Genomic DNA, 20,551 nt, shown 5'->3' on the forward strand with positions numbered 1-20,551 from the left:
CAATCCATATAAATAAATTGGTATCAACAAACTTGGCACACTATTGAGTTCTCAAACAACAGACACATTCGAATACTTGCCGAAACAATCCATTTGAATTTCAATGAATTCCGTGTTTCGCTTTTCTTCGCTGCGATATCTAAAGCTTATTTCATTCATTTCCACTTTGCAAATCCGGGATATTCACTCGAAATTTACCAGTGGAACGAATCCGCCCAGCAAAAGGTGAAGCAATTCCTGATATCTGCGCCAATGCGTAGAAAAAATTGCTTCTCTATTTAGTGGGGGTTGGTCGCCACTCAGCGGCGGCGACTCAGAAAACAATACACGCTCCTCCCCTGCCTTGCAACTTGGCGGGGAAGGAGCGTGTAGGTGACATTTCAGGGCTCGGACTAGGAAGCGGAAACTTCCACGGTGGCCAGGTTCTTCTTACCACGGCGCAACAGCAGGTACCGGCCATGCAGCAACTGGCTGGCCTCAATGACAGCCTCGGGATCAGACACCTTGGTGTTGTTCACGTAAGCACCGCCTTCCCCCACCGTTCGACGGGCCGCCGACTTGCTCTCCGAGAGCCCCGACGCCACCAGCAGTTCGACGATCCCAAAGGAAGCGGCGTCGACGGTGGCGGAGGGCAGTTCAGAGGTGGCCGCCTTGAGCGTCGCCTCGTCCAGGACCGTGAGGTCGCCGTTGCCGAAGAGCGCAGCGGAGGCGGCGATAACCTTCTCCGTGGCGTCCACACCGTGGACGAGGGAGGTCACTTCGTACGCCAGCTTCCGCTGTCCCTCCCGGGCAAACGGCCGTTCCGCAACGGCAGCCTCCAGGGCTTCGATCCCGGAACGGCTCAGGAAGGTGAAGATCTTGAGGCGTGCCGCGACGTCGGCGTCCGCCGTGTTAAGCCAGAACTGGTAGAAGGCGTACGGGCTGCACATCGCCGGATCCAGCCAGATCGCGTTGCCCTCGCTCTTGCCGAACTTGGTGCCGTCCGAGTTGGTAATGAGGGGCGTGCCCAGTGCGTGGACATGCTTGCCCTCAACCTTGCGGATGAGCTCGGTGCCGCTGGTCAGGTTGCCCCACTGGTCCGAGCCGCCGGTCTGCAGCGCGCAGCCGTAGTCGCGGAACAGCTGGAGGTAGTCCATGCCCTGCAGGATCTGGTAACTGAACTCCGTGTAGCTGATGCCCTCGTCGGAGCCAAGGCGGGACGCGACGGCATCCTTACGCAGCATGGTGCCAACACGGAAGTGCTTGCCGATGTCGCGCAGGAAGTCGATGGCGCTCAGCGGCGCCGTCCAGTCCAGGTTGTTGACCATCCGGGCGGCGTTGTCGCCCTCGAAGCTCAGGAAACGACGGACCTGGGCCTGCAGGTACCCCACCCACTCCGAAACCGTGTCCTTGGTGTTGAGGGTGCGCTCCGCCGACGGGCGCGGGTCACCGATCAAACCGGTGGAACCACCCACGAGGCCCAGGGGCTTGTGGCCGGCCAGCTGGATCCGGCGCATGAGCAGCAGCTGCACCAGGTTGCCCAGGTGCAGGCTCGGCGCGGTGGGATCGAAGCCGCAGTAATAGGTGATCGGATCGCCGGCGAGCAGCTTTTCCAGCTCCGCCTCATCCGTGGAGACGTGGACGAGGCCGCGCCATTTCAGCTCCTGCCAGATATTGGCGAAGCTGGGGTCATTCTGCTGGGAACGGAGATCATTTAGCTGGGACACGCAATCTAAGGTAGCAGGATCAGGACCCGCCCAGCGCGTGTGACCGTCAGGCGACGCGGCGTCCCCTGCAGCGCCGCCCCCGCAGCGCCGCCTGCAAGGAGCGGCCGACGGCGGCAGGTTCAGTCCTCGATGCCGGCCGGGACACCGGCGGCGGCGATCAGCCGCAGCCGCTGGGTGGGCCGGGTCATAGCCACATAGAGGTCGCCGACGCGGCCGTGCTCATGGTTGAGCATGGCCGACGGCTCCAGCACCACCACGCCGTCGAACTCCAGGCCCTTGGCCTCGCGGGGGCTGATCACCACAATGTCCTGCACGTAGCTGCCGGCATCCGTGCCGACGCGGCGGCCATAGACCGCGCGCAGCGCGGCGGTGGCCTCCGGGAGGAGGTCCCCGTCGGCGATCACGGCCAGCAGACCGCCGTCGAGGGCGTCCAGTTCCTGCGGCAGCACCTCCACGAGCTTGCTGACGATCCGGCCCGGCTCCACACGGTCGATGATCGGCGACCAGCGTCCCTCCCGGACAGCCTTGGGCGCGGACACAACCAGCCCGGCCGCGTTGGCCATCCGGGCGGCCGCTTCGGCAATCTGGGACGGCGTCCGGTAGTTGACGGTGAGTTCCTCGAGCTGCCAGCGGTCCCCGAACATCGGGGCGAGGGCGCCCTGCCAGGAATTGGCGCCAGCCACGGAACTGGTCTGGGCAATGTCCCCCACGATCGTGAAGGACTTCAGCGGGCAACGGCGCACCAGCAGGCGCCACTGCATCGGCGAGAGCTCCTGCGCCTCGTCCACCACGATGTGCCCGAAGGCCCAGCTGCGGTCGGTCGTGGCGCGCTCCGCCGCGGTCAGCCGGGACTCGCGCTCCTGGTTCTGGTCCACGAGGTCCTCGGCGGAGATGAGGACGTCCACGCCGGCGGTTTCCATGTTGACCAGGGTCTGCTTGGCGTTGGCGAGATCGCGGGCCCGGTCGTGTTCCTGCTGTGCCAGTCCCCTGCCGGCTGCGGCGTCAAGCTCGCCGAGCAGCTCGGCGGCCTCATCCAGCAGCGGCACGTCGGCTTCGGTCCACGGTGAGTCGGCGGGCCGGAGCAGCAGGGCGCGCTCGGCCGGGCTGAGGTTCGGTGTGCATGCCGCCAGGATGGCCGGCTTGCTCAGGAGCTCCCCCACGAGCTTCTCGGGCGTCATCGGCATCCAGCACAGGTTCAGGGCGATGCGGACGTCCCGGGCGGAGCGGACGTCCTCGGCCAGGTAGGAGCGGTCGGCGTTGTTGCCGATGCTTCCGGCCTCCACCAGTTCGGTCAACTGTTCGGTCAGTTCGCGCAGCAGGATCTTCACGAACGAGACCCGGGCCTCGTTGTGCGGTTTGCCGGCGGCGCGTGCCTTGTCCCTGGCCCGGCGGACCTGCCGCGGGGTCAGGAGCAGCTTGCGCCCGTCGACTTCGAGGACCCTGTTCCCGGCGGGGATGCGCTGCCGGTTGGCCACGGCATTCGCGACCACCTGGGCCATCTCCAGCCGGCCTTTGATGGCGGCAACGGCGGATTCCGGCTCAGCGACGGCATGGATGCCCGGCATCAGCCGGCCCACACTGGCCATCACGACGCCGGTCTCGCCGAGGGAGGGCAGCACCCGCTCGATGTACTTCATGAACGACGACGACGGCCCCACCAGCAGCACGCCGGCGGTCTTGAGGCGGTCCCGGTGGGTGTACAGCAGGTAGGCGGCGCGGTGCAGGGCGACGGCGGTCTTGCCGGTGCCCGGGCCGCCCTGGACGACGAGGGCGCCGGAAATCGAGGAGCGGATGATCCGGTCCTGCTCGGACTGGATGGTCCCGACGATGTCCGACATCCGGCCGGTCCGCTTGGAGTTGAGGGCTGCCAGCAGGGCGCCCTCGCCCTGGAGCGATTCGTCGTCGGCGAGCAGGTCGGCGTCGAGCACGTCATCCTCGATCGCCTTGACCTCGCGGCCCTGCAGGATCAGGTGCCGGCGCCGGCGGACTCCCTGCCGGTCGAAAGCGGTGGCCTGGTAGAAGTGGCCGGCTTCCGGCGCGCGCCAGTCCACCATGAGGCGCTGGAGGTCCTCGGTGGCCAGGCCGATGCGGCCGATGTATTGCGCCTCCCCGGAATCGAGGTCCAGCCGGCCGAACACCAGGCGGTCGTCGACGGCGTCGAGCTGGGCGAGGCGGTCCTCGTACAGCGCCGCGAACGCGTCACGCTCGGAGACATTCTGCATGGTACCTACCGCACCGGCGCGGCGGACCTGGGCCAGCTGGGCGCGCTTTTCCGCCCGCAACTCATCGAGCCGGGCGTAGAGGCCGGCTACATAGTCGCGTTCATGGGCCAAATCAGCGTCGTGCATCGGGCGTTCCCCTATCGAAAAAGACAGACCAACCATTCTACAGCCATTCCGGTCTCCCGGCGGCATGCGTCCGTTTTTGCAGGCATTCTACCGAGAAGTCGGGAATCGTCCAGCTATGCGCGCAGCAGGAACCTGATCTGGTGGCCGTCCGGGGCCGAGCGACCCCGCCTTGCAGACCTGCCTACCTGATGGTCGCCGGAGGCTCGGCATCGTCTGTCGGTACACCTGGGGACCGCAAAAGGTCATTCGCGAGCCCGTACCTGACAACTTCAAGCGCCTTTCTGAGCGCGCGCTCCGCGTCGAACCGTCCGGCCGCTACGGCACTCATCCGGGCGTAGTCGCGGGCCCAGCCGGAACGGTGGAACCTGTCGGCGTCGCCATGCAGGAGCCGTCCATAGAGAACGTCCTCGAAAAGGTCGTGCTCATCAAATGGGGCAGGTCCCGACATCACCGCAGGACGGTCCAGAACCATCTCGTCGGTGAAGAGACTGGCCACTTCTTCGGCGCCGTCCGCCACTTTCCGGTCCCCCGTGTAGTTGCATCGGCGCAGGGCCCTCACCACCAGCTTGAGCGAAACGTGTTCATCACGAACGATGAATTTACGCAGCAGCGCCGCACGGAAGAGCTCCACCCAGTGTCTGCGCTCCCCCTCGACGGAGTTCGCGGCCACCGGTCCTCCACCAGGTTTGAACAGCTCGACCATTCGGAAGTACTCGGTGGCCAGCGGCTCAAAAATCTGGAGCCTTTCGAGCTCGCTGGCTGGTTTTCCGCGTTTACCCTCGCCCATAAGGCTTCATCATCCCCCAACGCCGGTGCTCAGGACCCAGGTTGCCCACTCAGCTACCCCGTCCGCGCCTTCGCGGCCTTGTAGCGGGAGACGGTCGGATCGCCGGTGAGCCAGAAGCGCCAGGGATAGTGGTGCGTGCCGCCGGCCCCGGACACGCCAACCCGCGGCCCGGAGCTGATGTCCGTGGCAGGGGTGTCCGGCAGCTCGAGCCGGAACGGGGCTTCAAGCGCATCGCGGCCGCTGTCCGCCGTCGTCAGTCCGAGCGCGGTGGCGAGCCGTGCGGGTCCGCTTGCCAGGTCCTTGGGGGACTTCGACGCCGGACGCCGGGCGAGTGCCAGCTCCTCCCCCTCGATGACTTCGCCGGCGCGCAGCAGCAGCGCCGAGGCCACGCCGTCCGGGCCGCAGACGATGTTGGCGCAATGGTGCATGCCGTAGGTGAAGTAGACGTAGAGGTGCCCGGCGGGGCCGAACATCGGTGCAGTGCGGGCAGTCGCGCCCCGGAAGGTGTGCGAACCGGGGTCGGGGTGCAGGGAGTCATGCGGGCCCATGTAGGCCTCCACCTCTGTGATCCGGACCGAGACCGTGCCGTCGCATCCCTCATGCGTCAGGACCGCGCCGAGCAGCAGCGGCGCCACCTGCCGGGCATCGGCGGACAGCAGCTCCCGCAGGCCCGCGGCAGGCACGGCACCGGCAGGCACGGCACTTCCAGGCGGCGGGTTGGACGTCATGGTCCGACTTTAACAAAAACCCCGCGCGCCGCTCCACGGCCGTGTCCGATTTCCGCTAGCAGCTGCACCGGGAAGCTGGCAGGATGAACTCATGGACTTCTGGCAGCGCTACCGGGCAATCGACGCCCGGGACACCCGTTTCGACGGGCAGTTCTATACCGCTGTCCGGACCACCGGCATCTACTGCCGCCCTTCCTGCCCCGCCCGGACGCCCAAAGCGGGCAATGTCACCTTCTACGAGACGTCCGCGGCGGCCCACGACGCGGGCTACCGGGCCTGTAAACGCTGCCTGCCGGAGGCAGTCCCCGGGACGCCGGCGTGGAACCTTCGCTCGGACCTCGCGGGCCGCGCCATGCGCCTCATCAACGACGGCGTGATCAACCGCGACGGCGTCGAAGGGCTCGCCGCCCGGCTGGGCTATTCCTCCCGACAGCTGAACCGGATCCTGAGCCACGAGCTCGGAGCCGGTCCGCTCTCGCTGGCCCGGGCGAGCCGTGCCCAGACGGCCCGGACCCTGCTCGTCTCCACATCCATGAAAGTGGCCGACATCGCCTTCGCCGCCGGCTTCAGTAGCGTGCGCCAGTTCAACGAGACCATCGGCGAGGTCTTCGCGATGACGCCCTCGGCGCTGCGGGCCACCGCCCGGCACCACCGGGCGCCAGCCTTGGCCGCGGTGTCGTCGACGGCGCTGACCCTGAACCTCCCCTACCGGGAACCGTTTGATCCGGGCGTCTTCGACTTCCTCGCCGTCCGCGCCATCCCCGGCATCGAGCAAGGAACGTCGCGTTCCTACGCCCGGACCCTGCGGCTGGCGAACGGGGACGCCCGGTTCCGGGTGGACTACGACGCCGGCGCCCCTGGCCGGCCGCTCGTGTTGACGATCGGGGCCGTTGACCTGCGGGACTTGCCCTCCCTGCTCAGCCGGGTCCGCCGCCTGCTGGATCTCGACGCCGACCCGGTCGCGATCGATACTGCACTGGCCGCGGATCTGCGGCTGGCCGCCAGCGTCGCCGACGCGCCCGGTATGCGGATGCCCGGGGCGGTGGACCCGCAGGAGCTGCTGGTCCGGGCCATGATCGGACAGCAGATCACCGTGGCTGCCGCCCGCACGGCCCTCGTCCAGCTGTCCCCGGCCGGGAGTGAAAGCCTGGTTCCCGCCGACGGCCTGCACCGGCTCTTTCCGACGGCGGCGCAGATTGCGGAGTCCGGTTTCGAACTGCTCCGGGGCCCGCAGCGCCGCATCGACTCCGTCCGCGGGGCGGCCGCGGCGATGGCCTCAGGGGACCTCGATTTCGGCTACGGCGACGACCTGCCCGGGCTCGAGGCCAAGCTGCTTCCGCTGGCCGGCGTCGGGCCGTGGACCGTCGGCTATGTCGGGATGCGCGTGATCGGCGCCCCGGATGTTTTCCTCGCCAACGATGCCGCCGTGCGGAACGGCATCCGGTCCCTCGCCCAAGGCAGGAATGGCCCGGAACTGAGCCCGGATTTCCGTGGGCTTAGCCCGTGGCGTTCCTACGCCACCATGCACCTCTGGCGCGCGGCCTCGGCTGCGCAGGCCGCCGCGCGCGCTGCAACGCTGTCCGTCTCGCGAACTGCAACACCGCCCGGCGCGCCGGCAAAGACCACCACCCTGAAGAAAGTGACGCAATGAAAGCCCAGCTGTTGACCATGTCCACCCCCGACGGCCCCTTCACCATCATTGCCCGGGAAGGGACGGTGCTGGCCTCGGGCTGGACCGCGGTTCCGGGGGAACTGACCGGCCAGATCCATCCGGAACTGCTCCCCGGCGAGTACCAGGCCGTCACGGAGCTCGGCGGGATCTCGGCCGCCGTCGAGGAGTTCTACGCGGGCAATCCGGCCCCCGCCATGGGCGTCCCGGTGTTGCAGAAGTCCGGCCCGTTCCGCAACCACGCGTGGGACATGCTCCGGACGGTGACGCCGGGGCACCCGGTGACCTACACGGAATACGCGGAGCTGTCCGGGAATGTGAAGGCGGTGCGGGCTGCGGCCAGTGCCTGCGCCTTCAACGCGGCGGCACTGTTCGTGCCCTGCCACCGCGTCATCCGGACCGATGGCAGCCTGGGCGGCTTCCGCTGGGGACTGGCCATCAAGGAAAGCCTGCTGGACCGGGAACACCAGGCGGCCCTGGCCCTCCCGCAGTCAGCGTCGAGGTGAGACTTCGCGCCCATGTCTGGAAGGATCATGGGCGCGAAGTCTCACCTCGCGTCAGTGTCAACGGGTGGTGTCAGCGGTCGACCGGGACCCCGGCGGGCCAGGGCAACAGTTCGGGGAGGTCGACGCCGTCGGCCGCGGCAGTGGCGCGCAGGCTGCCGAGGGTGGGGTTGCGGCCGGCGAGCCAGGCGGCAATGTCCGTCAGCATGCCGTTGATCACCGTCGATTTGCCGCCGGTGCCGATGGCCACCGGCGGGAGACCCAGCGGCTGGAGCACTAACCTTTCGCCCGCCGGCACCCGGGCGGCCAGGAAGTCGAAGAGGTGCTCGCAGAACGGCCGGCTCCAGGTCTCGGGACCACGTCCCGTGCCCAGGTCGGTGGCGTGGATGACGAGCTCGCGCCAGAGCGCCAGGCCGCCGTCGAACACCACTCCGCCGCGATAGGTAATCCGGGCCTGCCAGCCGGCGGCATCCAGTGCCCCGAAGGCGCGCAGGGCCCGCTCGAGGGCGGTCTCCACATCGGCGCGGTGTTCCTCGATGCCGTGGCCCGCGGCCATCTCGATGGCACGGGTGCGGCCTTCGAATCCGCCGTCGTAGAGCTCGGTGCTTTCGCCGCGGGCTGCGAATTCCAGCTGGCGGGCCATCGCGTTGGCGATGCCGGCGATATGCGCCAGCACGTGGCCGCGGGTCCAGCCCGGCAGCTCCGAGGGCGCCGGGACGTCCCGTTCGGTCAGTTTGGCGGTGACTCCGGCCACGACGTCGGCGGCGCGGCGGAGTTCTTCCAGAAGCTCTTGCGGGGTGATTTCGGTCATAGCGCCCATCCTAGCCGAGCTCCCGGATTAACCGGGATTAACTCAGCTGCTCCGGACCGAAGCGGTGGCGGATGTGCCGGCGGTCGTGCCGGGCCTGCCAGAATTCGATCTCGCGGGGCCGGACCGCGTAGAGCTGCCAGTCCGGATTGTCGCTGCCGTCCGCGCCGGGCCGGGCGTGCCAGTCCGCAGCGGAGGCCTCCGCGCCCAGCTCCGCCACCGGGCCCACGACGCGGACCTGCCGGCCCTGCTGCGGCCAGTAGAAGTTCAGCGCCGCGTGCGGGTTGGCCGTGAGCTCACGGCCTTTCCGGGAGGCCCGCGAGCTCGCAAAGTGCCAGCCGTCGTCGTCGATGTTCTTCAGGATCAGCATCCGGGCGGAGGGCCTGCCCTGCTCGTCGGCAGTGGCGAGGCTGCAGGCGTTGGGCTGCGGCACCCCGGCCTGCAGCGCCTCAGCCAGCCACTGGCGGAACAGCTCCGCCGGATCCGCGGGGGCCGCGGCCGGATCGAAGTCCGGGAGCTCCTCCGGGAAATCGGGCAGGGAGCGCAGGTACTGGCGGAAGGATTCGCTCATGGAACCACCTTAACCGCCGCGAGTTGGCATTTCACGGCAGTGTCGTTCGACAACATTGCCGCGAAATGCCATCTCGCGTGGGCTGTGGCGCCTCGGAGGCTGCTACCCCGCGTACGCACGCACGGCGGCGAGCTCGCCTTCGAGGAAGAGCAGCTGGCGCTCGACGGCGGCCGGGGCGGTGCCGCCCTGGGAGTTCCGGCTGTTGAGCGAGCCCTCGGTGCTCAGGACGGTGCGGACCTCCGGCGTCAGGTGCTCCGAGATGGCGGCGTATTCCGCATCCGTCAGGTCCCAGAGCTCGACGCCGCGGCTTTCGGCCTGCTTGACCGCGGCACCCGAGAGCTCGTGCGCCTCGCGGAACGGAACACCCTGCCGGACCAGCCATTCGGCGATGTCCGTGGCCAGCGCGAAGCCCTGCGGGGCCAGCGACTCCATCCGTTCGGTGTTGAACGTCAGCGTGGCGATCATGCCGGACACTGCCGGGAGCAGGACCTCCAGCGTGTCGGCGGCGTCGAACACCGGCTCCTTGTCCTCCTGCAGGTCGCGGTTGTACGCGAGCGGCAGGCCCTTCAGCGTGGCGAGGAGCCCGGTCAGGTTGCCGATCAGCCGGCCGGCCTTTCCACGCGCCAGCTCCGCCACATCCGGGTTCTTCTTCTGCGGCATGATCGAGGAGCCGGTGGAGTAGGAATCGTGAAGGGTGACAAAGGAGAATTCCTTGGTGGCCCACAGGATCACTTCCTCCGAGACCCGGGAGAGGTCCACGCCGATCATGGCCGTGATCCAGGCGAACTCGGCGAAGACATCGCGGGAGGCGGTGCCGTCGATCGAGTTGTGCGTGGCGGAGTAAAAGCCCAGCTCGGCGGCCACGGCTTCCGGATCCAGTCCCAGCGAGGAGCCCGCGAGGGCACCCGAACCGTAGGGCGAGACGCCCGCGCGCTTGTCCCAGTCCTGGAACCGCTGCACATCGCGCAGCAGCGCCCAGGCGTGGGCCAGCAGGTGGTGGCTGAGCAGGACCGGCTGGGCGTGCTGCAGGTGCGTGCGGCCGGGCATGGCCACCCCCCGGTGCGCCTTGGCCTGGTCCACCAGTGCGCCGATCGTGGCGAGCACGCCGCGCGCGATGATCCGGGCGTGGTCGCGCAGGAACATCCGTCCCAGCGTGGCCACCTGGTCGTTGCGGGACCGGCCGGCGCGGAGCTTGCCGCCGAGCTGGGTGCCGGCGCGCTCGATCAGGCCGCGCTCCAGCGATCCGTGGACGTCCTCATCCGACTCCGCCGGCAGGTAGGCGCCGGAGGCGACGTCCTCATCCAGCTGCGTCAGGGCGTCGAGCATGCCTTCGAGCTCGGCGTCGTCCAGCAGCCCGGCCTTGTGCAGCACGCGGGCGTGCGCCTTGGACCCGGCGATGTCGTAGCGGGCCAGCCGCCAGTCAAAGTGGGTGGACTTGCTCAGGGCCGCGAGGGCGTCCGCGGGGCCGCCGGCGAACCGGCCGCCCCACAGCGCACCTTCATTCGTCCCCGAGCGCACCCCCGGCTTCGTGGTTTCGGACTCAGCCACCGGGGCTACTTTCCGGCGACGCGGAGGTCACGGCTGGAGGCAACCTTGGCGGACATACCCCACAGCTCGATGAAGCCGCGCGCCATCGACTGGTCGAAGGTGTCGCCGGTGTCGTAGGTGGCGAGGTCGAAGTCGTAGAGCGAGGTTCCGGAGCGGCGTCCGTTGACGATCGCCTGGCCGCCGTGCAGCACCATGCGGATGTCGCCGGTGACGTACTTCTGGGTGTCTTCGATGAAGGCGTCGAGCGAGCGCTTGAGTGGGGAGAACCACTGGCCGTCGTAGACCAGCTCGGACCAGCGCTGGCCGACGGTCGCCTTGAAGCGGGCCTGCTCGCGTTCGATGGTGATGTCCTCGAGGTGCTTGTGCGCGGTGATGAGCGCCATGGCGCCCGGTGCCTCGTAGATCTCGCGGGACTTGATGCCCACGAGGCGGTCCTCGACGACGTCGATCCGGCCGACGCCCTGCGCGCCGGCGCGGCGGTTCAGTTCCTTGATGGCCTGCAGCGGGGTGACCTTGACGCCGTCGATCGCGACCGGGACGCCGGCTTCGAAGGAGATGGTGACCTCATCCGGGGCCGGCGGGAATTCCGGCGTGGCGGTGTAGTCGTAGATGTCCTTGGTGGGGGCGTTCCAGATGTCCTCGAGGTAGCCCGTTTCGACGGCGCGGCCCCAGACGTTCTGGTCGATCGAGTACGGGTTCTTCTTGGTGGTCTCGATCGGCAGTCCCTTTTCCTCGGCGAAGGCGATGGCCTTGTCGCGGGTCAGGGCGAGATCGCGGACCGGGGCGATGCACTTCAGGTCCGGGCCGAGGGTCTGGATGCCGACCTCGAAGCGGACCTGGTCGTTGCCCTTGCCGGTGCAGCCGTGGGCCACGGTGGTGGCGCCGAATTCGCGGGCTGCCTTGACCAGGTGCTTGACGATCACCGGGCGGGAGATCGCGGAGACCAGCGGGTAATGGCCCTGGTAGAGGGCGTTGGCCTTCAGTGTGGGCATGCAGTACTCATTGGCGAACTCGTCGCTCGCGTCGGCCACATAGGCTTCGACGGCGCCGCAGCCCAGGGCACGCTGGCGGATCGTCTCCAACGACTCGCCGCCCTGTCCGACGTCGACCGCCACGGCGATGACCTCGGCTCCGGTGGCTTCACCGATCCAGCCGATGGCTACGGAAGTATCCAGGCCACCGGAGTAGGCCAGCACAATACGCTCAGTCACTTCAAATGCTCCTTAGTTGTTTGGTGATGCTGTAAGTCGGGGAAAAATTTGTCTGCTGAAAGCCTGTCACAGGACGGCGGCAGGGCCAATCGTTGAAAGCCTGCGGGCTACTGGCTGGGGCCGGCTTCCTCGGCGAACTGGAGGAAGCGCGCCGCGAGGGCCGCACCACCGAGCGGATCGCGGGTGACCAGCAGGACGGTGTCGTCCCCGGCGATGGTGCCAAGGATCGAAGGCATCACCGAGTGGTCGATCGCGAGGGCCAGGAAATTGGCCGCGCCCGGCGGCGTCCGCAGGACCACGATGTTCGCGGAGGCTTCGGCCGTGACGAGGAGTTCCCCGCACAGCCGGGCCAACCGGGCGTCGAGGATTTCCTGGGTGACGCCGCTCCTGGCCGCACGTTCCCCGCCTTCCCCCGGCACCGCGTAGACCAGCACGCCGTCCTTGCCGCGGACCCGGACCGCGCCCAGTTCCACGAGGTCCCGGGACAGGGTGGCCTGGGTGACCTGGACGCCGTCGTCCGCCAACAATGCCGCCAGTTCCGCCTGCGAGCGGACCGACTCACCGGTGAGAATCGCAGTGATCCGCGCCTGCCGGGCCGTCTTGGTGGCCGGGCTGGCCCCCGGGGAGCTCGGCTGGACGGACACTAGCCGAGCCCGTCAACAACGGCCAGGCCGGAGCGGTGCATGAGCCAGGCCATCAGCGCCTTCTGGGCGTGCAGCCGGTTTTCGGCCTCGTCCCAGACCACGGACTGCGGGCCGTCGATGACCCCGGCGGCGATCTCGTAGCCCCGGTAGGCCGGCAGGCAATGGAGCACGACGGCGTCCGGCGCCGCGAGCTTCATCGCCGCTTCGTCCACGGCGTAGCCGCGGAACAGCCGCAGCCGGGCTTCCTTCTCGTCCTCCTGGCCCATCGACACCCAGGTGTCGGTGGCGACGACGTCGGCGCCCAGCAGCGCTTCGGCGGCGTCGACGGTGACGAGCACCGAGCCGCCGGTTTCCTCGGCGCGGTCCTCGGCGGCGGCGATGATCTCCGGGGACGGCAGGTAGCCCTCGGGGCCGGCGATACGCACGTGCATGCCCGCCGTGACGCCGGCGAGCAGGTAGGAGTTGGCCATGTTGTTGGCCGAGTCGCCGAGATAGCTCATGGTGAGGTCCTTGAGCCCGCCCTTGTGTTCCTTGATGGTCAGCAGGTCGGCGAGCAGCTGACAGGGGTGGTAGTCGTCGCACAGGGCATTGATCACCGGAACCTTGGAGTTTTCCGCCATGGCGACGAGTCCCGAGTGCGCGCCGGTGCGCCACACGATGGTGGAGACCATGCGCTCGAGCACCTTGGCGGTGTCCTCGACCGACTCCTTGTGCCCGATCTGCGCCTCGCCCGGGTTGATGATCAGGGCGTTGCCGCCCATATCCGCCACGCCGGTGGCGAAGGAGACCCGGGTCCGGGTGGAGGTCTTGTCGAAGATGACAGCGACGGTCTTGCGGCCGCTGCCTTCGGCCGCAAACGGCTGCACGCTGTAGGGGGCGGCTTTCATCCGGACGGCGAGCTCGAGGACTTCGGCCTGCTCGGCGGGGCTGAGGTCGGTGTCCTTGAGGAAGTGGCGGGTCTGGGCGGTGTTCTGGGAAGAGGTGCTCGGAGCGGTCACTGGGCGTCCTTTGCGGTCTGGAGGAGGGCGGGCAGCGCCGCGAGGAAGCGGTCGGCCTGGCCGGTGCTGAGGATCAGCGGCGGCGCGAGGCGGATGGTGTGCGGGCCGGGGCTGTTGACGATGAAGCCCGCCTCGAGACCGGCGGTGACAATGCCTGGGCCGACGTCGGCGTCGAGGTCGAAGCCGATCAGCAGGCCTTCGCCGCGGACTTCGGTCACGCCGTCGATCCCGGCCAGGCCGGCGCGCAGGTGCTCCCCCACCTCCCGGACGTGGGCCAGGACCTGCTGGTTTTCGAGGACATGCAGGGTGGCCAGCGCCGCGGCGGTGGCGACGGGGTTGCCGCCAAAGGTGGTGCCATGCTGGCCGGCGGACAGGAGCGATGAAACCTCGGGCCCGAACGTGACGAGGGCGCCGATCGGGAAGCCGCCGCCCAGGCCCTTGGCGAGCGTCACGGCGTCGGGCACTATCCCGGCGTCCTCGCTGGCGAGCCATTTGCCGGTGCGGCCGATCCCGGTCTGCACCTCGTCCAGGATCAGCAGCGCGCCGGCCGCGCTGGTGGCCTCCCGGGCCGCCTGCAGGTAGCCCGCGGGCAGCGGACGGACGCCCGCCTCGCCCTGGATCGGCTCGAGGAACACCGCGGCTGTGGTCTCGTCCACCGCGGCGCGGAGCGCGTCGATGTCGCCGAAGGGGATGTGCACGACGCCGGCCGGCAGCGGCGCGAACGGCGCCCGGTAGGCCTCTTTCGCGGTCAGCGCGAGGGCGCCCATGGTGCGGCCGTGGAAGGCCCCTTCGAGCGCGATGATCTTGGTGCGGGGCCGTTCGGTACCGTTCGGGCTGGCGCCCGTGTTGCGGCGCGCCAGCTTGAACGCGGCCTCGACGGCCTCGGTGCCGGAGTTGGCGAAGAACACCTTCGAACCGGCCGGCGCCTTGGACAGTTCCAGCAGCTTCTCGGCCAGGGCGATCTGGGTGGGGCTCGTGAAGAAGTTGGACACGTGGCCCAGGGTGGCGAGCTGGCTGGAGATCACCGAGGTGACGAAGGGGTGCGCGTGGCCCAGTGCGTTGACCGCGATCCCGCCGAGCAGATCCAGGTATTCCTTGCCGTCGGCGTCCCAGACGAGGCAGCCGGAGCCGCGGACCAGGACGCGCTGCGGGGTGCCGAAGACGCCCAGCAGCGCGGAGGAGTAGCGGGACAGCCACTGCGCGCCGGTGGCGTGGCCCTTGGTCTCGATGATTTCAGTAAGCTCTGGTGACTTTGCGATCTGGTTCATGCCTTTACTTCCTCGTCCGGGACGACCTGCGTGCCGATGCCCGCGGTCGTGAAGGTTTCCAGCAGCATCGAGTGCGGCAGCCGGCCGTCCACGATGTGCGCGCGTTCCACGCCGCCCTCGACGGCTTTGAGGCAGGCTTCCATCTTGGGGATCATGCCGGACTCCAGGCGCGGCAGCAGCTCGCGCAGCTCGGAGGCCGTGAGCGAGGAAATCAGCGAGGAGCGGTCCGGCCAGTTGGCGAAGAGGCCCTCGACGTCGGTCAGGATCACCAGTTTCGAGGCGCCGAGGGCTTCGGCGAGGGCCGCGGCGGCCGTGTCCGCGTTGACGTTGAGCACCTGGCCGGTGGTCTGCGCCTGCTTTGTTCCTGCGGCAAGACTTCCATCGTCAAAGATTTCCGGGGCAACCGTGGAGATCACGGGGATCCGGCCGGCCGCGATGATGTCCAGGATGCCTTCGGGGTTCACGCCGACGACTTCGCCGACGAGGCCCAGGTCCACTTCCTCGCCGTCGACGACCGTGCCGGTGCGGACGGCGCGGAGCAGGCCGCCGTCCTCGCCGGACATGCCCACGGCGTAGGGTCCGTGGGAGTTGATCAGGCCTACGAGTTCCCGGCCGACCTGGCCGGTGAGGACCATGCGGACCACGTCCATGGCCTCGGGCGTGGTGACGCGCAGGCCGCCCTTGAACTCGGATTCGATGCCGAGCCGGCTGAGCATGGCGTTGATCTGGGGGCCCCCGCCGTGCACCACGACGGGGTGGATGCCGACGTGGTGCAGGAAGACGACGTCCTCGGCGAACGCGCGCCGGAGTTCATCGTTGACCATGGCATTGCCGCCGTACTTGATCACCATGGTGCTGCCGGCGAAGCGCTGGATCCAGGGCAGTGCCTCGATCAGCGTGCCGGCCTTGCTCTGGGCGTCGGACATGGACGTGGTCTCGCGCGTCTGGGTGTTCATGCTGTTCGTCCTTCCAGGAAGGGCCTAGCTGGAGTAGGCGCTGTTTTCGTGGACGTAGTCGTGCGTGAGGTCGTTGGTCAGGATGGTGGCTTCGGCGTTGCCGGCCTGGAGGTCAATCTCGACGAGGACCTCGCGCGGTTCCAGGTCCACGAGGCTGCGGTCATCGCCGATGCTGCCGTTGCGGCAGATCTGGACGCCGTTCATGGAAACGTTCAGCTGCTCGGGTTCAAAAACGGCATCCGTGGTGCCGACTGCCGAGAGCACGCGGCCCCAGTTGGGGTCCTTGCCGAAAATGGCGGTCTTGAAGAGGTTGGAGCGGGCGACGGAGCGGCTGACGGTTTCCGCATCCCGCTCGCTGGCCGCGTTAAAGGTCCGGATCGCGATGTCATGGCTGGCGCCTTCGGCGTCCCCGATCAGCTTGCGGGCCAGCTCCGCGCAGACCTGCGTGAGGCCCTTGCCGAATTCGACGGCGGACGGCACGGCACCGGACGCACCGGACGCAAGCAGCACCACGGTGTCGTTCGTGGACATGCAGCCATCCGAGTCCGCCCGGTCAAAGGTGACCCTGGTGGCATCGCGGAGTTCCGCGTCGAGCATGTCCGGCTGGACGTCGGCGTCCGTCGTAATGACCACCAGCATGGTGGCGAGTCCGGGAGCGAGCATCCCGGCGCCCTTGGCCATGCCGCCGATCATGAATCCGGTTCCTTCAGCGTCCATGCCGCTGTACACAGCCTGCTTGGACACGGAATCGGTCGTCATGATCGCGGTGGCGGCGTTGGATCCGCCGTCGGCGTCTAGCGCTGACGAGGCGGCGCCGATCCCGGCAAGGATCTTCTCCATCGGCAGCTGTTCGCCGATCAGGCCGGTGGAGCAGACCACGACGTCCGTGGCGGAGACGCCGAGCGCTGCGGCGGTCTTCTCCGCGGTGGTGTGGGTGTTCTGGAAGCCCTGCGGACCGGTGCAGGCGTTCGCGCCGCCGGAGTTCAGGATGACCGCGTCCACGCGGCCGTCCTTGACCACCTCGCGGGACCAGTGCACCGGGGCGGCGGCCACCCGGTTGGAAGTGAAGACGGCCGCGGCGGCCTTGGAGGGTCCGTCGTTGACGACGAGGGCCAGGTCAGGGTTGCCGGAGGCCTTCAGGCCGGCGGTGACGCCGGCGGCACGGAATCCCTGGGAAGCGGTGATGCTCACGGTGCGACTCCCTGGAGGTCGAGGCCGGCGGTTTCCGCCAGGCCGAGGGCAATGTTCATGGACTGCACGGCGCCGCCGGCGGTCCCTTTGGTCAGGTTGTCGATGGCGCAGCACACGATCACGCGACCGGTGTGTTCGTCGAGTGCCAGCTGCATCACGGCGTGGTTGGATCCCTGCACCGACTTGGTGGAGGGCCATTGGCCTTCCGGCAGCAGGTGGACAAACGGCTCGTCGTCGTAGGCTTCGCTCCAGGCGCGGCGGAGTTCCCCGGCCGTCACACTGCGTCCTGGCTGGCGCCGGATCTTGGCCGTGGCCGTGGTGAGGATGCCGCGGCTCATGGGCGCCAGCGTGGGCGTAAAGGAGACGGTGACCGGACCGCCGGCGGCCTTGGACAGGCCCTGTTCGATCTCCGGCGTGTGCCGGTGGCCGCCGCCCACGCCGTACGGACTCATGGAGCCCATGACCTCAGCGCCGATCAGGTTGACCTTGGCGGCCTTGCCGGCCCCGGAGGTACCGGAGGCGGAGACGATCACGACGTCGTCCCTCTCCAGGAGGCCGTTGCTGAAGCCCGGGGTGAGGGCCAGCAGGGCCGACGTCGGGTAACAGCCGGGGACGGCGATCCGGGTGGCGCCGCGGAGCGCGTCGCGCTGGCCGGGCAGCTCCGGCAGGCCGTAGGGCCAGGTTCCGGCGTGCGAGGACCCGTAGAACTTCTCCCAGGCAGCCGGGTCCTCCAAACGGTGGTCGGCGCCGGCGTCGATCACCACCGTTCCGGCAGGCAGCTGGGCCGCGATCCCGGCGGAGGCGCCGTGCGGCAGGGCCAGGAACACGACGTCGTGTCCGGACAGGTTCTCCACCGTGGTGTCCTCCAGGATGCGGCTGGCCAGGCCATGGAGATGCGGCTGCAGTTCCCCTAGTCTGGAACCGGCGTTGCTGTGCGCCGTGATGGCGCCGATCGTAACGTCGGGATGACCGGCGAGGAGCCGCAGTACCTCGCCGCCGGCATAACCGCTCGCCCCTGAGACGGCAACAGAAATAGTCATAGCCACCACTATACAGCAAGAGTATGCATAGGTGCCGATATTTATGCATGCGCGGGAGTGTGCCCCGGCGTCATGCAGGCCGGTTCAGCCGAGAGCCGATCCCGTCCGGTCCGGGAGGCCGGCGAAGCCCCGGGCCGTATGCTTGGTAGAGGGTGATCCAGACCGTGCGGTCCGAGTGTCGGATGCAGCGTTACCCGAAACAGTTACGAGGCACGCCCTAGATGACCACTACCCTCCCCGCCGCTCCGACAACGCCGGAGCGGCCCAAATCGCGGGTCCGGCAGCCAAACGCCGTCGTTCTCAGCTATTCGGAGCTGCTCAAGAGCGTCAAGGCTGAAGGCCTCCTGGAACGCCGCGTCGGTTTCTACGTCACGGTCTTTTCCGTGCTGGTACTGCTGATGACCGCAACGTGGTTCGGTTTTGCGCTGATCGGTGACAGCTGGTTCCAGCTCCTGATCGCGGCCGCAGTGGGCATCCTCTGCACCCAGTTGAGCTTCCTGGCCCACGAGGCCGGGCACCGCCAGATCTTCGCGTCCCGCCGCGCCAACGACTGGTCCGCGAGACTGCTGGCCACCTCCGTGGCCGGCATGAGCTACTCCTGGTGGGAGCAGAAGCACGGCGCGCACCACAACCACCCCAACGTCATTTCCAAGGACCCGGACATCGCCACCGGCGCCATCGCGTTCCACCCCGAAGCGGCAGCCACCCGGCAGGGACGGTTTTCGTTCCTGACCCGCAAGCAGGGCTGGTTCTTCTTCCCGTTGCTGTTCCTCGTGGGCCTGGGACTTCAGATCGATTCGGTCAGGTTCGTCGTCCGCCGCGCCAAGGTCACGCACCGCTGGGTTGAAATCCCGATCCTCGCGGCACGGTTGGGCGCCCTCCCGGCACTGGCCTTCACCTTCCTGCCGCTGGGCATCGCGTTCGCCTTCATCGGCGTCCAGCTCGCCGTCTTCGGTTTCTACATGGGCGCCTCTTTCGCGCCGAACCACAAGGGCATGCCGGTCCTTCCCGCGGACAGCCGCGTTGACTTCTTCAGCCGGCAGGTCCTGACGTCCCGCAACATCTCCGGCGGCCGCTTCATGGACATCCTGCTGGGCGGCCTCAACCGCCAGGCCGAGCACCACCTCTTCCCGGACATGGCCCGCCCGCAGCTGGACAAGGCCGCCACGATCGTCCGCGAGTACTGCAAGAAGCACCAGGTTCCTTACACCGAAACCACGCTGCTGCAGTCCTACGGCATCATCGTCCGCTATCTCAATGACGTCGGGCTCGCAGCCGGGCGGCACTTCGAATGCCCGATGGCCACCGTGACGCGCCGCTTCTAGGCGGCACCAGGCGGCACTAGGCGGCCGTACCGCTACCGGCGTCCGCGCCGCTCCACGTGTTTGACCCGAAGTGACGGCCGGTTACCGGCCGTCACTTCGTCGCTGGCGCCGGTGTCCCTAGGATGGATCGAGGATCCGGACCAGGAAATCCCCGGCCGGAGAAGGAGACGCAATGATGCATGCAATCGTCGCCCGCCAAGCGGGGGGACCCGAGGTCCTGGAGCTGACCGAAGTGGAGCGTCCGGTACCCGGGCCCGGCCAGCTGCTGGTCAAGGTTTCCGCCGTCGGCGTGAACTTCATTGACACGTACAAGCGCAGCGGTGTGTACAAGGTGCCCTATCCCTTCACCCCCGGCTCCGAGGCGGCGGGCACCGTGGCGGAAGTGGGCGAGGGCGTCACGGGGTTTTCCCCCGGCGACCGGGTCGCCACGGCAGAGGGCGTCAACAGCTACGCCGGCTACGCCCTGGTGGACGAAGCCAAGGCGCTGCCGGTCCCGCCCGGCGTCGACGATTTCACCGCGGCCGCCCTTCCGCTGCAGGGCATCACCGCGCACTACCTGATCAACTCCTCCTTCCGGGTCGAGCCGGGCCACACCGTACTGCTCCACGCCGGAGCCGGCGGCGTCGGCCTGCTGCTGATCCAGCTGCTCAAGGCCAAGGGCGCCCGCGTCATCACCACTGTATCCACCGACGAGAAGGAACAGCTGGCCCGCGACGCCGGTGCCGACCACGTGCTGCGCTACGCAGACTTCTCCGCCAAGGTGCGCGAACTGACGGACGGAACGGGCGCGGATGTGGTGTACGACGGCGTCGGGAAGGACACGTTCGATGACTCCCTCGCCGCCCTGCGGATCCGGGGCACGCTGGTGCTCTTCGGCGCCGCCTCCGGCCCGGTCCCGCCGTTCGATCCGCAGCGGCTCAATGCCGGCGGCTCGCTGTACCTGACCCGGCCCACGATCAACCACTTCCTGCTCAACCCGCAGGAACGCCGCTGGCGCTCCGACGAGATCTTCGCGGCGGCCGCCAACGGGACCCTCAAGGTCCGGATCGGCGCCCGCTACGACCTCGCGGAGGCCGCCCAGGCCCACACGGACCTGGAGCAGCGCCGCACCACCGGCAAAGTCATCCTGGTCCCGTAGGGCCGGCAGGGATCCGGAAGGCCTGCCAGGGAACATCATGCGAACAGCGCGCCAACGGTGCAGGAAACGCTGCAGGAAAACACTGGACGAACAGCAGGCAAACCCTGACCCC

At 68.3% G+C, this 20,551-nt stretch carries 18 protein-coding genes; 4 read left to right on the top strand and 14 right to left on the bottom strand.

Going from position 1 to position 20,551, the window contains the following annotated elements; genetic code table 11:
• Positions 1-392 precede the first annotated feature (392 nt).
• The 4 genes from tyrS to ABIB26_RS20565 form a co-directional block, all read right to left on the bottom strand.
• A complete protein-coding gene (gene tyrS / locus ABIB26_RS20550) occupies positions 393-1,706 on the bottom strand; it encodes a tyrosine--tRNA ligase (protein WP_354247488.1) in 1,314 nt (437 codons plus the stop codon).
• Positions 1,707-1,825: 119 nt separating this feature from the next.
• Positions 1,826-4,054, bottom strand: coding sequence for a HelD family protein (locus ABIB26_RS20555; protein WP_354247490.1), 2,229 nt, complete (start codon positions 4,052-4,054; stop codon positions 1,826-1,828).
• 181 nt (positions 4,055-4,235) lie between these two features.
• Complete coding sequence (locus ABIB26_RS20560; protein ID WP_354247493.1) at positions 4,236-4,841, bottom strand: hypothetical protein; 606 nt, start codon at positions 4,839-4,841, stop codon at positions 4,236-4,238.
• Positions 4,842-4,894: 53 nt separating this feature from the next.
• Entirely contained in the window at positions 4,895-5,569 is a 675-nt protein-coding gene (locus ABIB26_RS20565; RefSeq protein WP_354247496.1) for a DNA-3-methyladenine glycosylase, read from the bottom strand.
• Positions 5,570-5,660: 91 nt separating this feature from the next.
• Here ABIB26_RS20565 and ABIB26_RS20570 point away from each other — a divergent pair, with 91 nt between their 5' ends.
• Both ABIB26_RS20570 and ABIB26_RS20575 read left to right on the top strand, forming a co-directional pair.
• Positions 5,661-7,220 carry an AlkA N-terminal domain-containing protein gene (locus ABIB26_RS20570; protein ID WP_354247498.1) on the top strand — a complete coding sequence of 520 codons (1,560 nt, stop codon included), beginning with the start codon at positions 5,661-5,663 and terminating at the stop codon, positions 7,218-7,220.
• Entirely contained in the window at positions 7,217-7,744 is a 528-nt protein-coding gene (locus ABIB26_RS20575; RefSeq protein ID WP_354247500.1) for a methylated-DNA--[protein]-cysteine S-methyltransferase, read from the top strand. The genes ABIB26_RS20570 and ABIB26_RS20575 overlap by 4 nt, the downstream gene beginning before the upstream one ends.
• Before the next feature lie 70 nt (positions 7,745-7,814).
• Here ABIB26_RS20575 and ABIB26_RS20580 read toward each other — a convergent pair whose 3' ends face one another.
• The 10 genes from ABIB26_RS20580 to argC form a co-directional block, all read right to left on the bottom strand.
• Positions 7,815-8,552, bottom strand: coding sequence for a maleylpyruvate isomerase family mycothiol-dependent enzyme (locus tag ABIB26_RS20580; protein ID WP_354247503.1), 738 nt, complete (start codon positions 8,550-8,552; stop codon positions 7,815-7,817).
• A 37-nt stretch (positions 8,553-8,589) separates the two neighbouring features.
• A complete protein-coding gene (locus ABIB26_RS20585; protein ID WP_354247506.1) occupies positions 8,590-9,120 on the bottom strand; it encodes a pyridoxine/pyridoxamine 5'-phosphate oxidase in 531 nt (176 codons plus the stop codon).
• A gap of 102 nt (positions 9,121-9,222) precedes the next feature.
• Positions 9,223-10,668 carry an argininosuccinate lyase gene (gene argH / locus ABIB26_RS20590; protein ID WP_354247509.1) on the bottom strand — a complete coding sequence of 482 codons (1,446 nt, stop codon included), beginning with the start codon at positions 10,666-10,668 and terminating at the stop codon, positions 9,223-9,225.
• A 5-nt stretch (positions 10,669-10,673) separates the two neighbouring features.
• Positions 10,674-11,879 (bottom strand): argininosuccinate synthase, encoded by a 1,206-nt coding sequence (locus tag ABIB26_RS20595; protein WP_354247512.1) that lies wholly within the window; start codon positions 11,877-11,879, stop codon positions 10,674-10,676.
• A gap of 107 nt (positions 11,880-11,986) precedes the next feature.
• Positions 11,987-12,523, bottom strand: a complete 537-nt coding sequence (locus ABIB26_RS20600; RefSeq protein WP_354247514.1) for an arginine repressor — start codon at positions 12,521-12,523, stop codon at positions 11,987-11,989.
• Complete coding sequence (gene argF / locus ABIB26_RS20605; RefSeq protein ID WP_354247517.1) at positions 12,523-13,521, bottom strand: ornithine carbamoyltransferase; 999 nt, start codon at positions 13,519-13,521, stop codon at positions 12,523-12,525. The genes ABIB26_RS20600 and argF overlap by 1 nt, the downstream gene beginning before the upstream one ends.
• Positions 13,518-14,789: an acetylornithine transaminase gene (locus ABIB26_RS20610; RefSeq protein WP_354247519.1), complete on the bottom strand. Its 1,272-nt coding sequence runs from the start codon at positions 14,787-14,789 to the stop codon at positions 13,518-13,520. The genes argF and ABIB26_RS20610 overlap by 4 nt, the downstream gene beginning before the upstream one ends.
• Complete coding sequence (argB, locus tag ABIB26_RS20615; RefSeq protein WP_354247520.1) at positions 14,786-15,745, bottom strand: acetylglutamate kinase; 960 nt, start codon at positions 15,743-15,745, stop codon at positions 14,786-14,788. Before argB ends, ABIB26_RS20610 begins: the two co-directional genes overlap by 4 nt.
• A 24-nt stretch (positions 15,746-15,769) precedes the next feature.
• Positions 15,770-16,936, bottom strand: a complete 1,167-nt coding sequence (gene argJ, locus ABIB26_RS20620) for a bifunctional glutamate N-acetyltransferase/amino-acid acetyltransferase ArgJ (protein WP_354247523.1) — start codon at positions 16,934-16,936, stop codon at positions 15,770-15,772.
• Positions 16,933-17,976: an N-acetyl-gamma-glutamyl-phosphate reductase gene (gene argC, locus ABIB26_RS20625; protein WP_354247526.1), complete on the bottom strand. Its 1,044-nt coding sequence runs from the start codon at positions 17,974-17,976 to the stop codon at positions 16,933-16,935. Before argC ends, argJ begins: the two co-directional genes overlap by 4 nt.
• Before the next feature lie 221 nt (positions 17,977-18,197).
• Between argC and ABIB26_RS20630 the strand changes: the two genes are divergently transcribed.
• Positions 18,198-19,301 carry a fatty acid desaturase family protein gene (locus ABIB26_RS20630; protein WP_354247529.1) on the top strand — a complete coding sequence of 368 codons (1,104 nt, stop codon included), beginning with the start codon at positions 18,198-18,200 and terminating at the stop codon, positions 19,299-19,301.
• Between the two features lie 172 nt (positions 19,302-19,473).
• Complete coding sequence (locus ABIB26_RS20635) at positions 19,474-20,439, top strand: quinone oxidoreductase family protein (protein ID WP_354247532.1); 966 nt, start codon at positions 19,474-19,476, stop codon at positions 20,437-20,439.
• Positions 20,440-20,551 lie beyond the last annotated feature (112 nt).

This window comes from Arthrobacter sp. UYEF20 (assembly GCF_040546335.1).
GTDB lineage: Bacteria > Actinomycetota > Actinomycetes > Actinomycetales > Micrococcaceae > Arthrobacter.

Coding starts and splice junctions, on each gene's coding strand:
- ABIB26_RS20555 (WP_354247490.1), bottom strand. CDS start 4,054: ATGCACGACGCTGATTTGGCCCATGAACGCGACTATGTAGCCGGCCTC.
- ABIB26_RS20560 (WP_354247493.1), bottom strand. CDS start 4,841: ATGGGCGAGGGTAAACGCGGAAAACCAGCCAGCGAGCTCGAAAGGCTC.
- ABIB26_RS20565 (WP_354247496.1), bottom strand. CDS start 5,569: ATGACGTCCAACCCGCCGCCTGGAAGTGCCGTGCCTGCCGGTGCCGTG.
- ABIB26_RS20570 (WP_354247498.1), top strand. CDS start 5,661: ATGGACTTCTGGCAGCGCTACCGGGCAATCGACGCCCGGGACACCCGT.
- ABIB26_RS20575 (WP_354247500.1), top strand. CDS start 7,217: ATGAAAGCCCAGCTGTTGACCATGTCCACCCCCGACGGCCCCTTCACC.
- ABIB26_RS20580 (WP_354247503.1), bottom strand. CDS start 8,552: ATGACCGAAATCACCCCGCAAGAGCTTCTGGAAGAACTCCGCCGCGCC.
- ABIB26_RS20585 (WP_354247506.1), bottom strand. CDS start 9,120: ATGAGCGAATCCTTCCGCCAGTACCTGCGCTCCCTGCCCGATTTCCCG.
- ABIB26_RS20610 (WP_354247519.1), bottom strand. CDS start 14,789: ATGAACCAGATCGCAAAGTCACCAGAGCTTACTGAAATCATCGAGACC.
- argB (WP_354247520.1), bottom strand. CDS start 15,745: ATGAACACCCAGACGCGCGAGACCACGTCCATGTCCGACGCCCAGAGC.
- argC (WP_354247526.1), bottom strand. CDS start 17,976: ATGACTATTTCTGTTGCCGTCTCAGGGGCGAGCGGTTATGCCGGCGGC.
- ABIB26_RS20630 (WP_354247529.1), top strand. CDS start 18,198: ATGACCACTACCCTCCCCGCCGCTCCGACAACGCCGGAGCGGCCCAAA.
- ABIB26_RS20635 (WP_354247532.1), top strand. CDS start 19,474: ATGATGCATGCAATCGTCGCCCGCCAAGCGGGGGGACCCGAGGTCCTG.